The organism is Actinocatenispora sera, assembly GCF_018324685.1.
GTDB classification, from domain to species: Bacteria; Actinomycetota; Actinomycetes; order Mycobacteriales; family Micromonosporaceae; genus Actinocatenispora; species Actinocatenispora sera.
This window is the reverse complement of sequence record NZ_AP023354.1, coordinates 1,799,773-1,812,966: the sequence shown is the minus strand read 5'-3', so window position 1 is coordinate 1,812,966 and position 13,194 is coordinate 1,799,773. Positions and strand designations below refer to the sequence as shown.

Annotated in this window: 14 protein-coding genes; 8 read left to right on the top strand and 6 right to left on the bottom strand. The window is 73.7% G+C overall.

Features of this window, described 5'->3' with window-relative positions; translation table 11 throughout:
* Positions 1-15 precede the first annotated feature (15 nt).
* Entirely contained in the window at positions 16-705 is a 690-nt protein-coding gene (locus tag Asera_RS08730) for a helix-turn-helix transcriptional regulator (RefSeq protein ID WP_030449022.1), read from the bottom strand.
* Positions 706-778: 73 nt separating this feature from the next.
* On the opposite strand from Asera_RS08730, the gene Asera_RS08725 reads away from it, so the two are divergent.
* The gene (locus tag Asera_RS08725; RefSeq protein ID WP_030449023.1) at positions 779-1,480 is read left to right on the top strand and encodes an alpha/beta fold hydrolase; all 702 of its coding nucleotides are present in this window, start codon (positions 779-781) and stop codon (positions 1,478-1,480) included.
* Positions 1,481-1,586: 106 nt separating this feature from the next.
* Here the strand turns inward: Asera_RS08725 and Asera_RS08720 are convergent, their stop codons facing one another.
* Positions 1,587-1,988 carry a nuclear transport factor 2 family protein gene (locus Asera_RS08720; RefSeq protein WP_030449024.1) on the bottom strand — a complete coding sequence of 134 codons (402 nt, stop codon included), beginning with the start codon at positions 1,986-1,988 and terminating at the stop codon, positions 1,587-1,589.
* 62 nt (positions 1,989-2,050) lie between these two features.
* Here Asera_RS08720 and Asera_RS08715 point away from each other — a divergent pair, with 62 nt between their 5' ends.
* Entirely contained in the window at positions 2,051-2,641 is a 591-nt protein-coding gene (locus tag Asera_RS08715) for a TetR/AcrR family transcriptional regulator C-terminal domain-containing protein (RefSeq protein ID WP_051802879.1), read from the top strand.
* 40 nt (positions 2,642-2,681) lie between these two features.
* On the opposite strand, the gene Asera_RS08710 is transcribed toward Asera_RS08715, so the two are convergent.
* The gene (locus tag Asera_RS08710; protein ID WP_030449026.1) at positions 2,682-3,680 is read right to left on the bottom strand and encodes a nitronate monooxygenase; all 999 of its coding nucleotides are present in this window, start codon (positions 3,678-3,680) and stop codon (positions 2,682-2,684) included.
* Positions 3,681-3,780: 100 nt separating this feature from the next.
* Here Asera_RS08710 and Asera_RS08705 point away from each other — a divergent pair, with 100 nt between their 5' ends.
* The 3 genes from Asera_RS08705 to Asera_RS08695 all read left to right on the top strand — a co-directional run bounded on the left by Asera_RS08705 (position 3,781) and on the right by Asera_RS08695 (position 6,482).
* Complete coding sequence (locus Asera_RS08705) at positions 3,781-4,809, top strand: DUF389 domain-containing protein (RefSeq protein ID WP_084132610.1); 1,029 nt, start codon at positions 3,781-3,783, stop codon at positions 4,807-4,809.
* 276 nt (positions 4,810-5,085) lie between these two features.
* Entirely contained in the window at positions 5,086-5,802 is a 717-nt protein-coding gene (locus tag Asera_RS08700) for a 2OG-Fe(II) oxygenase (RefSeq protein ID WP_030449028.1), read from the top strand.
* A gap of 29 nt (positions 5,803-5,831) precedes the next feature.
* A complete protein-coding gene (locus Asera_RS08695; RefSeq protein WP_211255764.1) occupies positions 5,832-6,482 on the top strand; it encodes an alpha-ketoglutarate-dependent dioxygenase AlkB family protein in 651 nt (216 codons plus the stop codon).
* A gap of 21 nt (positions 6,483-6,503) precedes the next feature.
* Here Asera_RS08695 and Asera_RS08690 read toward each other — a convergent pair whose 3' ends face one another.
* Positions 6,504-7,466 (bottom strand): NAD-dependent epimerase/dehydratase family protein, encoded by a 963-nt coding sequence (locus Asera_RS08690; protein ID WP_030449030.1) that lies wholly within the window; start codon positions 7,464-7,466, stop codon positions 6,504-6,506.
* A 199-nt stretch (positions 7,467-7,665) separates the two neighbouring features.
* Here Asera_RS08690 and Asera_RS08685 point away from each other — a divergent pair, with 199 nt between their 5' ends.
* From Asera_RS08685 to Asera_RS08675, 3 genes are all read left to right on the top strand, one after another.
* The gene (locus Asera_RS08685) at positions 7,666-8,499 is read left to right on the top strand and encodes a carbon-nitrogen hydrolase family protein (protein ID WP_030449031.1); all 834 of its coding nucleotides are present in this window, start codon (positions 7,666-7,668) and stop codon (positions 8,497-8,499) included.
* Positions 8,500-8,809: 310 nt separating this feature from the next.
* Complete coding sequence (locus tag Asera_RS08680) at positions 8,810-10,012, top strand: sensor histidine kinase (protein ID WP_051802880.1); 1,203 nt, start codon at positions 8,810-8,812, stop codon at positions 10,010-10,012.
* 124 nt (positions 10,013-10,136) lie between these two features.
* Entirely contained in the window at positions 10,137-10,793 is a 657-nt protein-coding gene (locus Asera_RS08675; protein WP_030449033.1) for a response regulator, read from the top strand.
* A gap of 66 nt (positions 10,794-10,859) precedes the next feature.
* On the opposite strand, the gene Asera_RS08670 is transcribed toward Asera_RS08675, so the two are convergent.
* Both Asera_RS08670 and Asera_RS08665 read right to left on the bottom strand, forming a co-directional pair.
* The gene (locus Asera_RS08670) at positions 10,860-12,326 is read right to left on the bottom strand and encodes a HAMP domain-containing sensor histidine kinase (RefSeq protein ID WP_211255765.1); all 1,467 of its coding nucleotides are present in this window, start codon (positions 12,324-12,326) and stop codon (positions 10,860-10,862) included.
* Between the two features lie 62 nt (positions 12,327-12,388).
* Complete coding sequence (locus tag Asera_RS08665) at positions 12,389-13,093, bottom strand: response regulator transcription factor (RefSeq protein WP_030449035.1); 705 nt, start codon at positions 13,091-13,093, stop codon at positions 12,389-12,391.
* Positions 13,094-13,194 lie beyond the last annotated feature (101 nt).

Here is a 13,194-nt window from a genome sequence, read left to right as displayed (position 1 = left end):
CAACCGGTCGGCGCGTCAGACGCCGACCGGGTGAGCCTGTTCGGGCGGGGTACCGATGGCGCTGACCGGATGGCCGGCACAGCGGCGGCGGGTGGCGGTGGCGCGGCCGATCCGGGACAGGTCGAACCAGCGCACGTCGTCGCGCAGCCGGCACCAGGCGACCAGAAGCCAACGGCCGTGCGTGAACGCGAAGATCATCGGCTCCACCTCGCGCCGGGTGCGCCGCCCGCCGGCGTCGGTGTACGCGATGTTGACGGTGACCTGGTCGAGCAGCGCCTGCTCGAGTACGGACAGCACGCGGCGCGGCGCGCTCGGCCCGACGTCGACCCAGATCCGTTGGGACAGCGCGGAAGCCCGCCCCCGGTCGGCCGGAGTGAGCACGTCGAGCACCTTGCGGGTCGCGGCCCGCGCCGAGTCGGCGAACGGCGCCTGCGCGGACGCGGCCACCGCGGCGGTCAGCGCGAGCGCCTGCCCGGCGGTGAAGTTCACCGGCGGCAGCGATGCCCGCTCGGCCAGCCCGTACCCACCGCCGGGGCCGGTGCGGCCCCACACCGGCACGCCGGCGGCGGACAGCGCGGCGAGATCGCGCTTGATCGTCCGGGTGGTCACCTCGAACTCGTCGGCGAGCTGCGCCGCCGTCCGGCCCCCCGCGCCGGCCCGGCGCAGCGACTCGGTGAGGGCGTGCAGTCGCTCGACCCGGTTCACCGCACCAGTATCGCAGAAATGGTGACGGTAACAGTGACATGCCGTGGTCCACCCGGCGCGCGAACCTGGACGCATGCAGACTTCCACGTTCGTTCTCGTACCGGGGTTCTGGCTGGGCGGTTGGGCCTGGGACGGGGTCGCCGACCGGCTGCGCGCCGCCGGCCACCGGGCCGTACCGGTGACGTTGCCCGGACTCGACCCCGCAGACCCGCAGCGCGCCACCGCGACCGTCACCGACCAGGCCGAGTACCTGCGCGGCGTCGTCGCCGAGCAGCCCGACCCGGTCGTACTCGTCGCGCACAGCGGCGCCAACCTGCCCACCTCGGTACTGCTGGACCGGGATCCGACCGCGGTGGCGCGGGTGATCTACGTCGACAGCGGCCCGGTCGCGGACGGCGCCGGCTTCGACCCGTCCGTACCGGCGGACCTCGCCGAGCTGTCGTTGCCGCCGTTCGACCAGCTGCAGGCCAGCCTGGACGGGCTCGACGACGACGCCCTGCGCACCTTCCGGGAACGCGCGGTACCCGAACCGGGCGCGGTACTGCGCGAACCGGTGCACCTGGACAACGACGCCCGCCGCGACGTGCCCACCACGATCGTGGCCTGCTCGTACCCGTCCGAGGTGCTGCTCAAGATGGCCCGGGAAGGCCACCCGATGATGGCCGAAACCGCCACCCTGCGCGCGCTCGACGTGGTCGACCTGCCGACCGGGCACTGGCCGATGTGGAGCCGCCCCGCCGACCTCGCCACCACCCTCGCCACGGCAACCAGCTGACCGCCGGGCAGGACGAGCACCGAATCGAGCCGGTCGGGATGGGGAACGGCTGGCGCACATCGCTGACGCTTGTCGCTGGCGCTCGCCGTGCCGCGTCGGCGCGGCGCTACCGCGTCGACATCATCGCCAGCAGGTAGCTGATGTCGCGGTCGAAGGTGAACTCGCGCAGCATCGTGGTCGGGCGACCGTCTCGCATCCGCCAGACGAACGTGTAGAGCACCGGCTCGTCGTCCTTGACCCGGCGCATCACGATCACCGCCTGATCGCCGAGGTCGGAGGTGGCGGGGAAGGTCACGTCGTCGATGGACTCGCCGATCCGCTCGCCCTGCTCGCGCAGCGCCCGGAACCGGGCCATGAAGTGTTCCTTGGTCAGGGTGACGGTCTGCCCGGCCTGGTCGACGCGCACGTTCTCGAACTCCGGGTCGTAGATCCGATCGAGTGCGGCGAGGTCCATGTCGAGCCCGGCGCGGAGGTAGCTCCACATGCCGTCCACGAGCTGCTGGTTCATGACGCCCTCCCTATAACGCCGTTACATTGAGCTCAATGTAACACAGTTATAGAGTGGCGGGCATGGACGCGGACACCATCGTCAGGGCGGCCCTGGCACTGCTGAAGGAGGAAGGGCTGGCGGGGGTCACCTTTCGCAAGCTCAGCGCGAGCCTCGAGGTCAAGGCCCCCGCCATCTACTGGCGCTTCCGCGACAAGCGGGAGCTGCTCGACGCCGTGGCCGACGCGCTGCTGCGGGAGACACTCGGTGAGCCACGGCCGATGCCGGCGGGCAGCGACTGGCGGCGGTGGTACGTCGAGCTGCTCCATCGGCTGCGTCGTGCGATGCTCGCCTATCCCGACGGCGCCCGCGTCGTGGCCGGCGCCCGGCCGCCGCACACCCCGACCCTCGCCTGCATCCCCGAATACGGTCTGCGGGCGATCGAGGCGAGCGGCCGGCCGCTGCCGGAGGCGGCCGCGATCGTCTACACGGCACTGCACTACACGTTCGGCCACGTCATCGAGGAACAGGACTCGGCCGACGCCGAACCCACGACCGGATTCGCCCGGCGCTACCCCACCGTGGCCCGGGCGATGACCGAGGCCGGCCGACTCTCGCTCACCCCGGACGCCATCTTCGCCGCCGGCCTGGCGCTGATCTTCGAGGACCGCTGAGCCCCTCGGCGCCGGCACGAACCGTTCGCCCGCAGATCTCTCAGGGAGTGAGGGCGTGCAGCACCTTGGCGGCGGGTTCGTCGGTCGCCAGCGCGTGGGACTGACCGGCCCACATCGCCATCACGTCGGTGTCGCCGGCCGCGGTTGCCGCCGCGCGCAGCGGTCGGGTCAGCCCGTGCAGCTGCGGGTACGCCTCCGGCGCGTACCGCTCCTGCTCGGCCATGAAGCGATTCGCCAGGCCGCGTGCCCACCGGCCGGTGTAAGCCCGGGTCAGCCGCGTCTCGGCGAACTCCGGCGCCACCAGCGCATCCCGGTACGGCTCCGGGGTGCCGGCCTCCGGGCAGCGCAGGAACGCGGTACCGGCGTAGGCGGCGAGTGCACCGGCCGCCAGCGCGGCGCGAACCCCTACGGCGTCGGCGATCCCGCCGGCCGCGATCACCTTGATGTCCACAGTGGAGCGAATCAGCCGGATCAGCGAGAGCAGTCCGAACTGCTCCCCGCCGAGCCAGCCACCTCGATGCCCACCGGCCTCGATGCCCTGCGCGACAACGAAATCCGCGCCGACGCGATCGGCGGCGACGGCCTCCGCCGGGCTGTTCACGGTGACCCCGACCTCGGTGCCGGCCCGGCGCAACGCGATCACGTCCTGCTCGGTCGGCAGGCCGAAGGTGAACGTGACCACGGGCACGCCGACCGCGGCGAGCAGGTCGAGCTTCGCCTCGTACTCGTCGTCGGTCCAGCCCGGCACACCCAGCTCGGTGCCCAGCCGGGCCGCGGCGGGCTCCAGCCGCCGCCGGTAGGCATCGACAGCGTCCGGGTCGGCCGTGTCCGGGGTCGGGACGAACAGGTTCACCCCGAACGGGACACCGACGTCGCGGACCGTGGCGATCTGCTCGGCCAGCCCGGCCGTCGGCAGGTAGCCGGCGGCGAGCATGCCCAGGCCACCCGCCTTGCCGACCGCGGTGACCAGCTCCGGCGTGGTCGCCCCGCCGGCCATCGGTGCCTGCACGACCGGTCCCGGCAGTTGCCTCAGCCCCATCTCTTGTCAATACCAGCCGAGCGGCCAGGCCATGCATACCGCGCGAGTGACATGGGACACCTCGGCACGGCGCCGGCGTGCCACCGGCACAATTCTTCACATGTTGCACATCCGGGTGATCGCACCACCGCGGCTGACCGAGCAGGTCAGCGACCTGTGCGGGGCCAGCATCGCGGTGACCAACCTGGTCGTCCTGCCCGGCGCCGCGCGCGAACCGGCCGGTGACCTGATCCAGTTCGACATGGCCCGGGAGGCCGCCGACGCGATGCTCCAGCGGCTGCGCGAGCTCGGCGTGGACCAGTCGGGATCGATCGCCGTGGAGACCATCGACGTGTCCATCTCGGTCGGCGCGACCGTCGCGGAGGAATCCGCCCCCGGGTACGACGACGACGCGGTGCTGTGGGACGAACTCGACGCCCGCACCGCCGCCGACGCGCGGCTGAGCTGGGCGTTCCTCGCGTTCCTGGCGCTCGCTACCCAGATCGCCGCGATCGGCGCACTGCTCGACCAGCCGATCCTGATCGTCGGCGCGATGGTGTTGGGCCCCGAGTTCGGCGCGGTCGCAGCGATCTGCTTCGGCCTGGTCCGTGCCGACCTGCAGCGGATCGCGGTGGCCGTCCGCACCCTGGTGGTCGGCTTCCTGGTGGCGATCGCGATCACCACCGCCTGCGCGACGGCCAGCCGGTGGCTCGGCTGGATCGGGCCGGCCGACCTGTCGCACCGGCCGAACACCGACTTCATCGTGCATCCGGACAAGTGGTCGTTCATCGTCGCGGTCCTCGCCGGCATCGCCGGCATCCTGTCCATCACCGCGTCGAAGTCGTCGGCGCTGGTCGGCGTGTTCATCTCGGTCACCACGGTGCCGGCCGCCGGCAACATCGCGGTGGCGATCCCCCTGGCCCACTGGGTCGAGGTGCGCGAGTCCGCGGTCCAGCTCGGGGTCAACCTCGCTGGCATGCTCATCGCCGGTACCGCAACGCTTGCCACCCAACGGTTCCTGTCCCTGCGGTACGGCATCCAGCTACCGGTGCCCGCGCGCACCGCGGCGCGGCGCACCCCGCACCGGCCGGCCGCGCCCGGCCGCCCCGCCGGCCAGGCCAACCGGAAACGCCGCCGCAAGCGCCGCTGACCCCGCGCCCGCAACTCCGGATACCAGTGACGGCACCGCTGGCGCCGGGCGAGGAGACGGTGACGCTCCTGGTGACGGGACATCGCCGTGCCGGTGGAGCCGGGCGGCGCAGCCTCGCCGGTGGCGCATCGGTCCGCGGGACGCGAGGTCCGTTTCTCGCCAGCAGGGTGCCGGTGGGCCGGTGCAGGGTGGAGGCATCGCGCTCCCGCGACACCCGGAGCGCCGCTGCGCCGGCGCCGCCGGCGCGCACGGATACCGCCTACCCCGGGAGAGATCATGACCGCCGATCGGTACGCCCGGCGGGTGGCCGCCGCCGACTGGGACGCGGTGGCCGGCGAGCTCGACGAGTACGGGTGTGCACCGCTGCCGCAGCTGCTCACGCCGACGGAGTGCGGCCGGCTCGCCGCACTGTTCGACCGGCCGGAGCACTTCCGCGCAACCATCGACATGGCCCGGCACCGGTTCGGCTCGGGCCGCTACCGGTACTTCGCGGCGCCGTTCCCCGAGCCGGTCGATGCGCTGCGGCACTCGCTGTACCAGCGGCTTCTGCCCATCGCGCGGGACTGGTATGCCCGGCTCGGCCGGGACGCGGAGTGGCCGGACACCCTCGACGAGTGGCTCGCGATCTGCCACGACGCCGGGCAGCAGCGCCCGACCCCGATCCTGCTGCGCTACGACGCCGGCGACTGGAACGCGCTGCACCGAGACCTGTACGGCGACAAGGTTTTCCCGCTGCAGGTGGTGATCAACCTGAACGACCCCGGGGTGGACCACACCGGAGGCGAGTTCCTGCTCGTCGAGCAGCGACCGCGGGCCCAGTCCCGGGGTACCGCCACGCTGATCGAGCAGGGCCACGGGCTGGTCTTCACCACCCGGGACCGGCCGGTCGCATCGGCCCGCGGCTGGTCGGCCGCGCCGGTACGGCACGGCGTGTCCGCGGTCCGTTCCGGCCGGCGGCACACCCTCGGCCTGGTGTTCCACGACGCCGCCTGACCGACGGCCGGACGAGGGAGGATGGGCCGGTGACGTTGCCGCTGTTCGGGATGGGCCGGCGCGAGGTCGGGCCGGGCGCCGTGCACCTGCCGGGCTGGCTGGACGCCGACCGGCAGCGCCGGCTCGCCGACGCGTGCCTGCGGTGGGCGGCCGGGCCTGTACCGGCGCGGCACACGCTGCTGCCCGGCGGGCACCGGATGTCGGCCCGCACCGTCTGCCTCGGCTGGCACTGGCAGCCCTACCGGTACAGCCGGACCGCCGACGACGTGAACGGCGAACCGGTGGCGCCGCTGCCGGACTGGCTCGCCGAGTGGGGCCGCGCCGCGCTGGCCGAGTCGTACCGGCAGCCGAGCGACGACTACCGGCCGGACACCGCGCTGATCAACTTCTACGACGCGGACGCCCGGATGGGCATGCACCAGGACTCCGACGAGAAGGCACGGGAGCCGGTGGTGTCGTTCAGCCTCGGCGACAGCTGCCTGTTCCGGTTCGGCAACACCGAGAACCGGTCCCGGCCGTACACCGACCTGACGCTGGCATCCGGCGACGTGTTCGTGTTCGGCGGCGAATCGCGGCTCGCGTACCACGGGGTGGTGCGGGTCGAGCCGGGCAGCTCGCCGGATCCGGCGCTGCCGGCCGGCCGGATCAACATCACCCTGCGCGCCACCGGGCTCGGCTGAGCCGTCCGCCGTACCAGCCGCTCAGCCGTACCGCTCGATCAACGCGGCCTCGGTGGCCGGGTCGAAGCCGTGGTCCCAGGACAGCGGCGGCTCGCCGAGTTCGCGGTCGGCGGCGCGGGTGTCGACCGCGGTGGTGGCCAGCGGGGTGGCCGGCAGGCCCGCCGCCCGGGCCGCCGCGAAGCTGCGCTGCTGCCCCGGCCAGAACGGCCTGACCAGCGGAAACATCCGGGTCGCGTGCTCGTCCGGCACCCGTACGATCCGCACCTCGGTGCCGGCCGCGGCGGCGCAGGTGTGGATCAGCCCGCCGAGCGTGGTCGGCTCGTCCGGGCCGACCGCGTTGAACGCACCCGGCCGGTGCGCCTCGATCAGCCGCACCGCCAGCGTCGCCAGGTCGCGGACGTCGATCACCTGCACCGGCTGCGCCGGGTCCGCCGGCAGCGCGACCGCACCGCCGCGGGCGGCGCGGCGCACCCAGTAGGTGAACGTGCCCTGGTTGTCGTACGGGCCGGCCACCTTGCCGGGGCGCACGATCGTGGCGCGCTCGCCGTACCGGGCCACCACGTCGTCCTCGCAGGCCACCTTGAGCGGCCCGTACGTCTCGTTGGTCAGTTCCTCGGTGCCGCTGCGTTCGGCCGGCCGGCGCGGCGTGCTCTCGTCGTTGCCGGCTCGCACCCCGTCCGAGGTGTAGACGGCGTGGCTGGACACGAACAGGTACCGGCCGATCCGGTCACCGAGGGCGTCCATGGCCCGGCCGACGTGGCGCGGGTGGTACCCGGACGTGTCCACCACGGCGTCCCACTCGGCGCCGGCCAGCGCGCCGTAATCGTCCGCATCGCGATCACCGACCAGCCGGGTGACCTCGGGAAACAGGTCGGTACCGGTGCGACCGCGGGAGAAGATCGTCACGTCGTGGCCGGCCGCCAGGACCGCGGTCACGATCGCCCGGCCGACGAACGCGGTACCGCCCAACACGAGAATGCGCACGGCGATCGAAACTACCGTGCGCGTGACCCGCCGTCACCCCGGTTCCGGGCGCGCACCGCCCTGGTCGGATCCCGGGTATGGCCAGGCCCGACGCAGGCACCGCCGCGCCGCATCGCAGGCGGGTCTGCCGGCGCAGCCACCGGCCGGCGCGGCATCGCAGGCGGACCTGCCGGCGCGGCGGAACGGCTAGGGTCGGGGCATGGTGTGCGTTGCGGTCGGCCAGTTCTCCGCCGGTACCGACAAACAGGCGAACCTCACCGCGCTCGCCGCGCTGACCGAGCAGGCCGCCGCGGCCGGGGCGGGGCTGGTCGCGTTCCCGGAGTACTCGATGTACGCGACGCGGGCGCTCGACGCCGGCATCCTCGACTCGGCGGAACCGGTCGACGGCCCGTTCGCGACGAAGGTCGCCGAGCTCGCCGCGCGGTACCGGATCCGGGTGCTGTACGGGATGAACGAGACGCTGCCGGGCGAGCGCCGGGTGTCCAACACGTTGCTCGCGTTCGGGCCGGACGGCGATCTGCTCGCCAGCTACCGCAAGGTGCACCTGTTCGACGCGTTCGGCTACGCCGAATCCGACTGGGTGGCGCCCGGCGACCCGGACCAGCTGTGCACGTTCGACGCCGACGGGCTCCGGTTCGGCGCGATGACCTGCTACGACCTGCGGTTCCCGGAACTCGCCCGGCGACTGGCCGACGCCGGCGTGCAGGCGCTGGTGGTACCGGCGCAGTGGGCGACCGGCCCGCAGAAGGAGGACCACTGGCGGCTGCTGGCCCGGGCGCGCGCGGTGGAGAACACCGTCTACCTGCTCGCCGCCGACCAGTGCGCCCCGACCGGCGCCGGCAACAGCGTCGTCGTCGACCCGATGGGGGTACCGGTGGCGGGTGTCGCCGAGGCCGCCGGCATCGCCGTCACGGTCCTCGAGCCCGAGCGGGTCGCCGCGGTACGGCGCCGGCTGCCGTCGCTGCAGCATCGCCGCTTCCGGGTCGAGCCCGGCGATCCCGCCCCGCTCCCCGACGCCGGCGGCGATGCCTGACCCGCCGTCCCGGGACCCCGGCCGGCGACCCGGCGACGACCCCGCCTCCCGGACGCCCGACCCCGAATCACGGACGCCCGACCCGACCTCCCGGACGCCCGACCCCGCAGCACGGACGCCCGGCCCGACCTCCCGGGCGGCCGACCCCGAATCACGGACGCCCGACCCGACCTCACGGGCGGCCGAACCCATCTCGCCCGACAGGGGCGATGCCGCGGGCCGGAAGAGCAGCCGCGGCCGCCGCACCGCCGGTCGGGCACCGGGCGGGCCTGCCGCGCGGCTCGCCGCACGGATCTCCCGGCGGTACCCGATGGTCGTCGCGACGCCGCTGATCGGGCTCGTCACGATGCTGATCGGCAGCGACCGGGTACCCGGCCAGCGGCGACCGCGGGCCTGGCCGCTGCTGGTCGGTGCCGTGCTCACCGTGCTGTTCTCGCTGTTGACGATCAACGAGGTACGGCAGGAGTTCGGCGCCTCCTCGCCGCTGGCGCCGGTGGTCGGGCTGCTGCTGGCGCTGCCGATCGTGCTGCTGGTGCGCTGGCCGCTGCTGGCCTGGCGGCTGTCCGTCGTGACCATCCTGGCGATGCTGCCGATCTGGCACGGCCAGGCGTGGCCGGCGCAGCCGTTCCAGATCATCCTGTACCTCGCCACGATCGTCGCCGTCGGGCTGCGCCACAGCCGGGTCGTGCTCGGCTGGATCTGGGCCGTCACGATGGTGCTGGTCTGGCTGCTGCTCTACCCGATCAACGCGGACAACGCGATCGCCGCCACGGTGATCGGCACCCTGCTGGTACTCGCGGTCGGTGCGATCGGCAGTCTCGTCGCGGCGCGCCGGCAACTGGCCGTGGAGACCCGGCGTACCGAGGCCGAGCAGCAGCGCAGCGCGGTCCTCATCGAGCGGGCCCGGATCGCCCGCGAACTGCACGACGTGGTCGCGCACCACATGTCGCTGATCGCGGTGCAGGCCGAGACCGCCCCGTACCGGCTGACCGGGCTGCCCGGCACGGCGGGCGACGAGTTCGCCTCGATCGGTACCGCGGCCCGGCAGGCGCTGGTGGAGATGCGCCGGATGCTCGGCGTGCTGCGCGCCGAACAGCCGGCCGAACGCTCCCCGCAGCCTGGTCTGGCGGAGCTGCCGGCACTGCTCGACCAGGTACGCCGGGCCGGCGCCGAGGTCGACCTGCGCACCGACGGGACGCCGCGGCCGGTGCCGGTCGCCGTCGACGTCTCCGGGTACCGGATCGTGCAGGAGGCGCTGTCCAACGCGCGGCGGCACGCACCGGGCGCCCCGGTGACGGTACGGCTGGAGTACCGGTCGGAGGCGGTGTCGATCGAGGTCGTCAACGCCGCGCCGGACAGCCCGCCGGCCGCCGGCGAGCCGGGCCACGGACTGGTCGGCATGCGGGAGCGAGCCACGATGCTCGGCGGCACCCTGTCCGCCGCTGCCACCCCGGACGGCGGCTTCCGGGTCGCCGCGGTACTGCCCTGCGACCCGGGCCACGGCGACGCGTAGGGCGGCGAGGCGGCCGAGGGACGGGACACCCCGACCGCGGGCGATCCGGACAGGGCAGGATCGGGACCGACCCGCCGGGGCGGACGAAGGCGATGGAGGATCCGTGGACCAGCCGACGAAGGTGATGATCGTCGACGACCAGGCGATGGTGCGGCAGGGCTTCGGCGCCCTGCTCGCCGCGCAGCCGGACCTGGTCGTGGTCGGCGACGCGGCCGACGGCGCCGAGGCGGTCCGCAAGGTCCGCGAGCTCGACCCGGACGTGGTGCTGATGGACGTCCGGATGCCGGAGCTGGACGGGCTGGAGGCGACCCGCCGGATCCTGTCCGGCGCGGCGCCCGGTGCGCACGTCCCGCGCATCCTGATGCTCACCACGTTCGACCTCGACGACTACGTGTACGAGGCGCTGCGTGCCGGTGCGTCCGGCTTCCTGCTCAAGGACGCCCCCGCCGCCGACCTGATCCAGGCGGTACGGGTGATCGCCGGTGGGGACGCGCTGCTCGCCCCGTCCGTGACGCGCCGGTTGATCGCCGACTTCGCCGCCCGGCCGCGCGGCGACCGGCCCACTCCCGCCGCGCTCAACGCGCTCACCCCGCGGGAGACCGACGTGCTGCGGCTGATCGCGCGCGGCCAGTCGAACACCGAGATCGCCGAGTCGCTGGTGGTCGCCGAGCAGACGGTCAAGACGCACGTCGGCCGGATCCTCGCCAAGCTCGACCTGCGCGACCGCGCCCAGGCCATCGTCTTCGCCTACGAGTCGGGCCTGGTCTCCCCCGGCCAGTGAGCCGCCGCCGGATCGGTCACCGGCCGGCGCGGGCAGGAAGCGCTTGCCGCAAGCCGTCGGCCCTGCTCAACGGGTTGGTGGCGGGCGGATCGGGAGGGTCAGGCGGATCTCGACCCCCTGGCCGGGAGCGGTGTCCAGGGTGACGGTGCCGCGGTGCGCCTCGACGATGGCGCCGACGATGGCGAGGCCGAGGCCGGCGCCGCCACCGGACGCGGCCCGCGCCGGCTCGGCCCGGAAGAACCGTTCGAACGCGCGGTCGGCCAGCTCCGGCGCCATCCCCGGCCCGTCGTCGGCCACCGACAGCACCGCGGTACCGGCCTCGGCACCGCTGCCGCGGCCCACCCCGACCCGGATCGAGGTACCCGCCGGGGTGTGCTTGACCGCGTTGCCGACCAGGTTCGCGACCACCTGGCGGAGCCGCTCCGCGTCGCCGATCACCTCGATCGGCCCGGGCTCCTCGGTCCCCGTACCGGCCCGGCCGTCGGGGCCCAGCGCGACGAGTTCGACCGGATGGTCCGGGTTGAGCGTGTCCGTGTCCAGCACGATGTCGGCGGCGAGGCTGGTCAGGTCGACCGGGTCGGTGGCGAGCGGTCGCCGCTGGTCCAGGTGCGCGAGCAGCAGCAGGTCGTCGACCAGGCCACCCATCCGGCGGGCCTGGTCCTCGATCCGACCGACGATCCGGTCCGCCTCCTCGGCGGGCATCTGGTCGCGCTGCTGCCGGTACAGCTCGGCGTAGCCGCGGATCGTGGTGATCGGCGTGCGCAGCTCGTGCGAGGCGTCCGCGGCGAACCGGCGCATCTGCGCCTCGGACCGGCGCGCCGCGGCCTCGGACGCGGCCCGGTCGGCCAGCGCCGTCGCGATCCGGGCCAGCATCCCGTTCACCGCGGTCGCGAGCCGGCCCACCTCGGTCCGGTTGCCGTGATCGGGTACCCGCACCGACAGCTCACCGGCGGCGATGCGCTGCGCGGTGGTCTGGATGGACCGCACCGGGTGCAGGCTCAGCCGCACCAGCCAGAAGCAGGCCACCGCGAGCGCCGCCAGTACGGCCAGGCCGGCACTCAGGTTGATCAACGCCAGCTGCCGGACCGTCGCGTCGACCTCGGCCAGGCTCTCCGCCACGACGACGTGCCCGCCCGCCGGTTGCTGCACCGGGCGAACCAGCAGCAACCACCGGGACCGGCCGGTGCCGTGCACCGAGAACGGCCGCAGCAACGGCACCGGGCGAGCGCCGGTCAGGTCCGGCAGCTCCGGCCGCTCGTCGGTGAGCGCCGGGTCGCTGTGCTCCAGCACCCGGCCGTCCGGCCCGATCAGGTAGGCACCGAACGCCGACGGCACGCCGTGCTCGGACGGCGAGACGCCGCGACCGTCGGCGACCAGCGCCCGCTCCGCCCGCGGCGCGGCGAGCCGCAGCTCGTCGCCGGTCTTCGCGACGAGGTGCCGGCGCAGCAACGTGGTCCCGGCGTACCCGGTGACCCCGAGCGCGATCGCGACCAGCACCAGCACGCCGCACACCAGCCGAAACCACAACGGCACCCGGCGGTCCAGCCGGCCGAAGACCGACGATCGCGCCCCGGGCGCCGACGGGTCGGGCATGGTCACCCGCGGGGCGCCCGCAGCACGTACCCGATGCCGCGCAGGGTGTGGATCAGCTTCGGCTGCACGGTGTCCACCTTGCGCCGCACGTACGACACGTACAGCTCGACGACGTTGGTCTCGCCGCTGTAGTCGTACTGCCAGACGTGGTTGCGGATCTGCGCCTTGGACACGACCCGGCCGGCGTTGACCATCAGGTAGTGCAGCAGCCGGAACTCGGTGGCGGACAGGTGCACCGCCGTGCCGTCGCGCCACACCTCGTGGCTGTCCTCGTCCAGTTCCAGGTCGGCGACGACCAGCCGGGAGGTGGCCGGCGCGTCCGGCGACGCCCGGCGCAGCACCGCCCGGATCCGAGCGACCAGCTCGTCCAGGCTGAACGGCTTGGTCAGGTAGTCGTCGCCCATCGCCAGGCCGCGCAGCTTGTCCTCGGTCTCGCCGCGGGCGGTCAGGAACACCACCGCCGGCCGCTGCCCCGCCGTACCGAGTTGCTTGAGCACGTCGAAGCCGTCCGTGTCGGGCAGCATCACGTCCAGCACGATCAGGTTCGGCCGGAACCGCGCCGCCGCGCGGACCGCCTCGGCGCCGGTGTCCGCGGTCGCGATCTCGAATCCGGAGAAACCGAGGCTGCGGGCGAGCAGCTCGCGGATGTCGCGTTCGTCCTCGACGACCAGGATGCGTTCGGCCGCCAGCCGCTCCGGTTCGCTCACGGCGTCACCGGGCCGGCACACACGTCGTCCACCATCCGCTCATGGTCGAGTCCCGTTCTAGCAGTTCAATGGGCGCTGTCTGGCCGGTTCCTGTGAGCGTA

Excerpts from the sequence above, each read along its gene's own strand:
- Asera_RS08725 (WP_030449023.1), top strand. The coding sequence starts at position 779 with ATGCAGACTTCCACGTTCGTTCTCGTACCGGGGTTCTGGCTGGGCGGT.
- Asera_RS08720 (WP_030449024.1), bottom strand. The coding sequence starts at position 1,988 with ATGAACCAGCAGCTCGTGGACGGCATGTGGAGCTACCTCCGCGCCGGG.
- Asera_RS08715 (WP_051802879.1), top strand. The coding sequence starts at position 2,051 with ATGGACGCGGACACCATCGTCAGGGCGGCCCTGGCACTGCTGAAGGAG.
- Asera_RS08710 (WP_030449026.1), bottom strand. The coding sequence starts at position 3,680 with ATGGGGCTGAGGCAACTGCCGGGACCGGTCGTGCAGGCACCGATGGCC.
- Asera_RS08705 (WP_084132610.1), top strand. The coding sequence starts at position 3,781 with ATGTTGCACATCCGGGTGATCGCACCACCGCGGCTGACCGAGCAGGTC.
- Asera_RS08700 (WP_030449028.1), top strand. The coding sequence starts at position 5,086 with ATGACCGCCGATCGGTACGCCCGGCGGGTGGCCGCCGCCGACTGGGAC.
- Asera_RS08685 (WP_030449031.1), top strand. The coding sequence starts at position 7,666 with ATGGTGTGCGTTGCGGTCGGCCAGTTCTCCGCCGGTACCGACAAACAG.
- Asera_RS08680 (WP_051802880.1), top strand. The coding sequence starts at position 8,810 with ATGGTCGTCGCGACGCCGCTGATCGGGCTCGTCACGATGCTGATCGGC.
- Asera_RS08675 (WP_030449033.1), top strand. The coding sequence starts at position 10,137 with ATGATCGTCGACGACCAGGCGATGGTGCGGCAGGGCTTCGGCGCCCTG.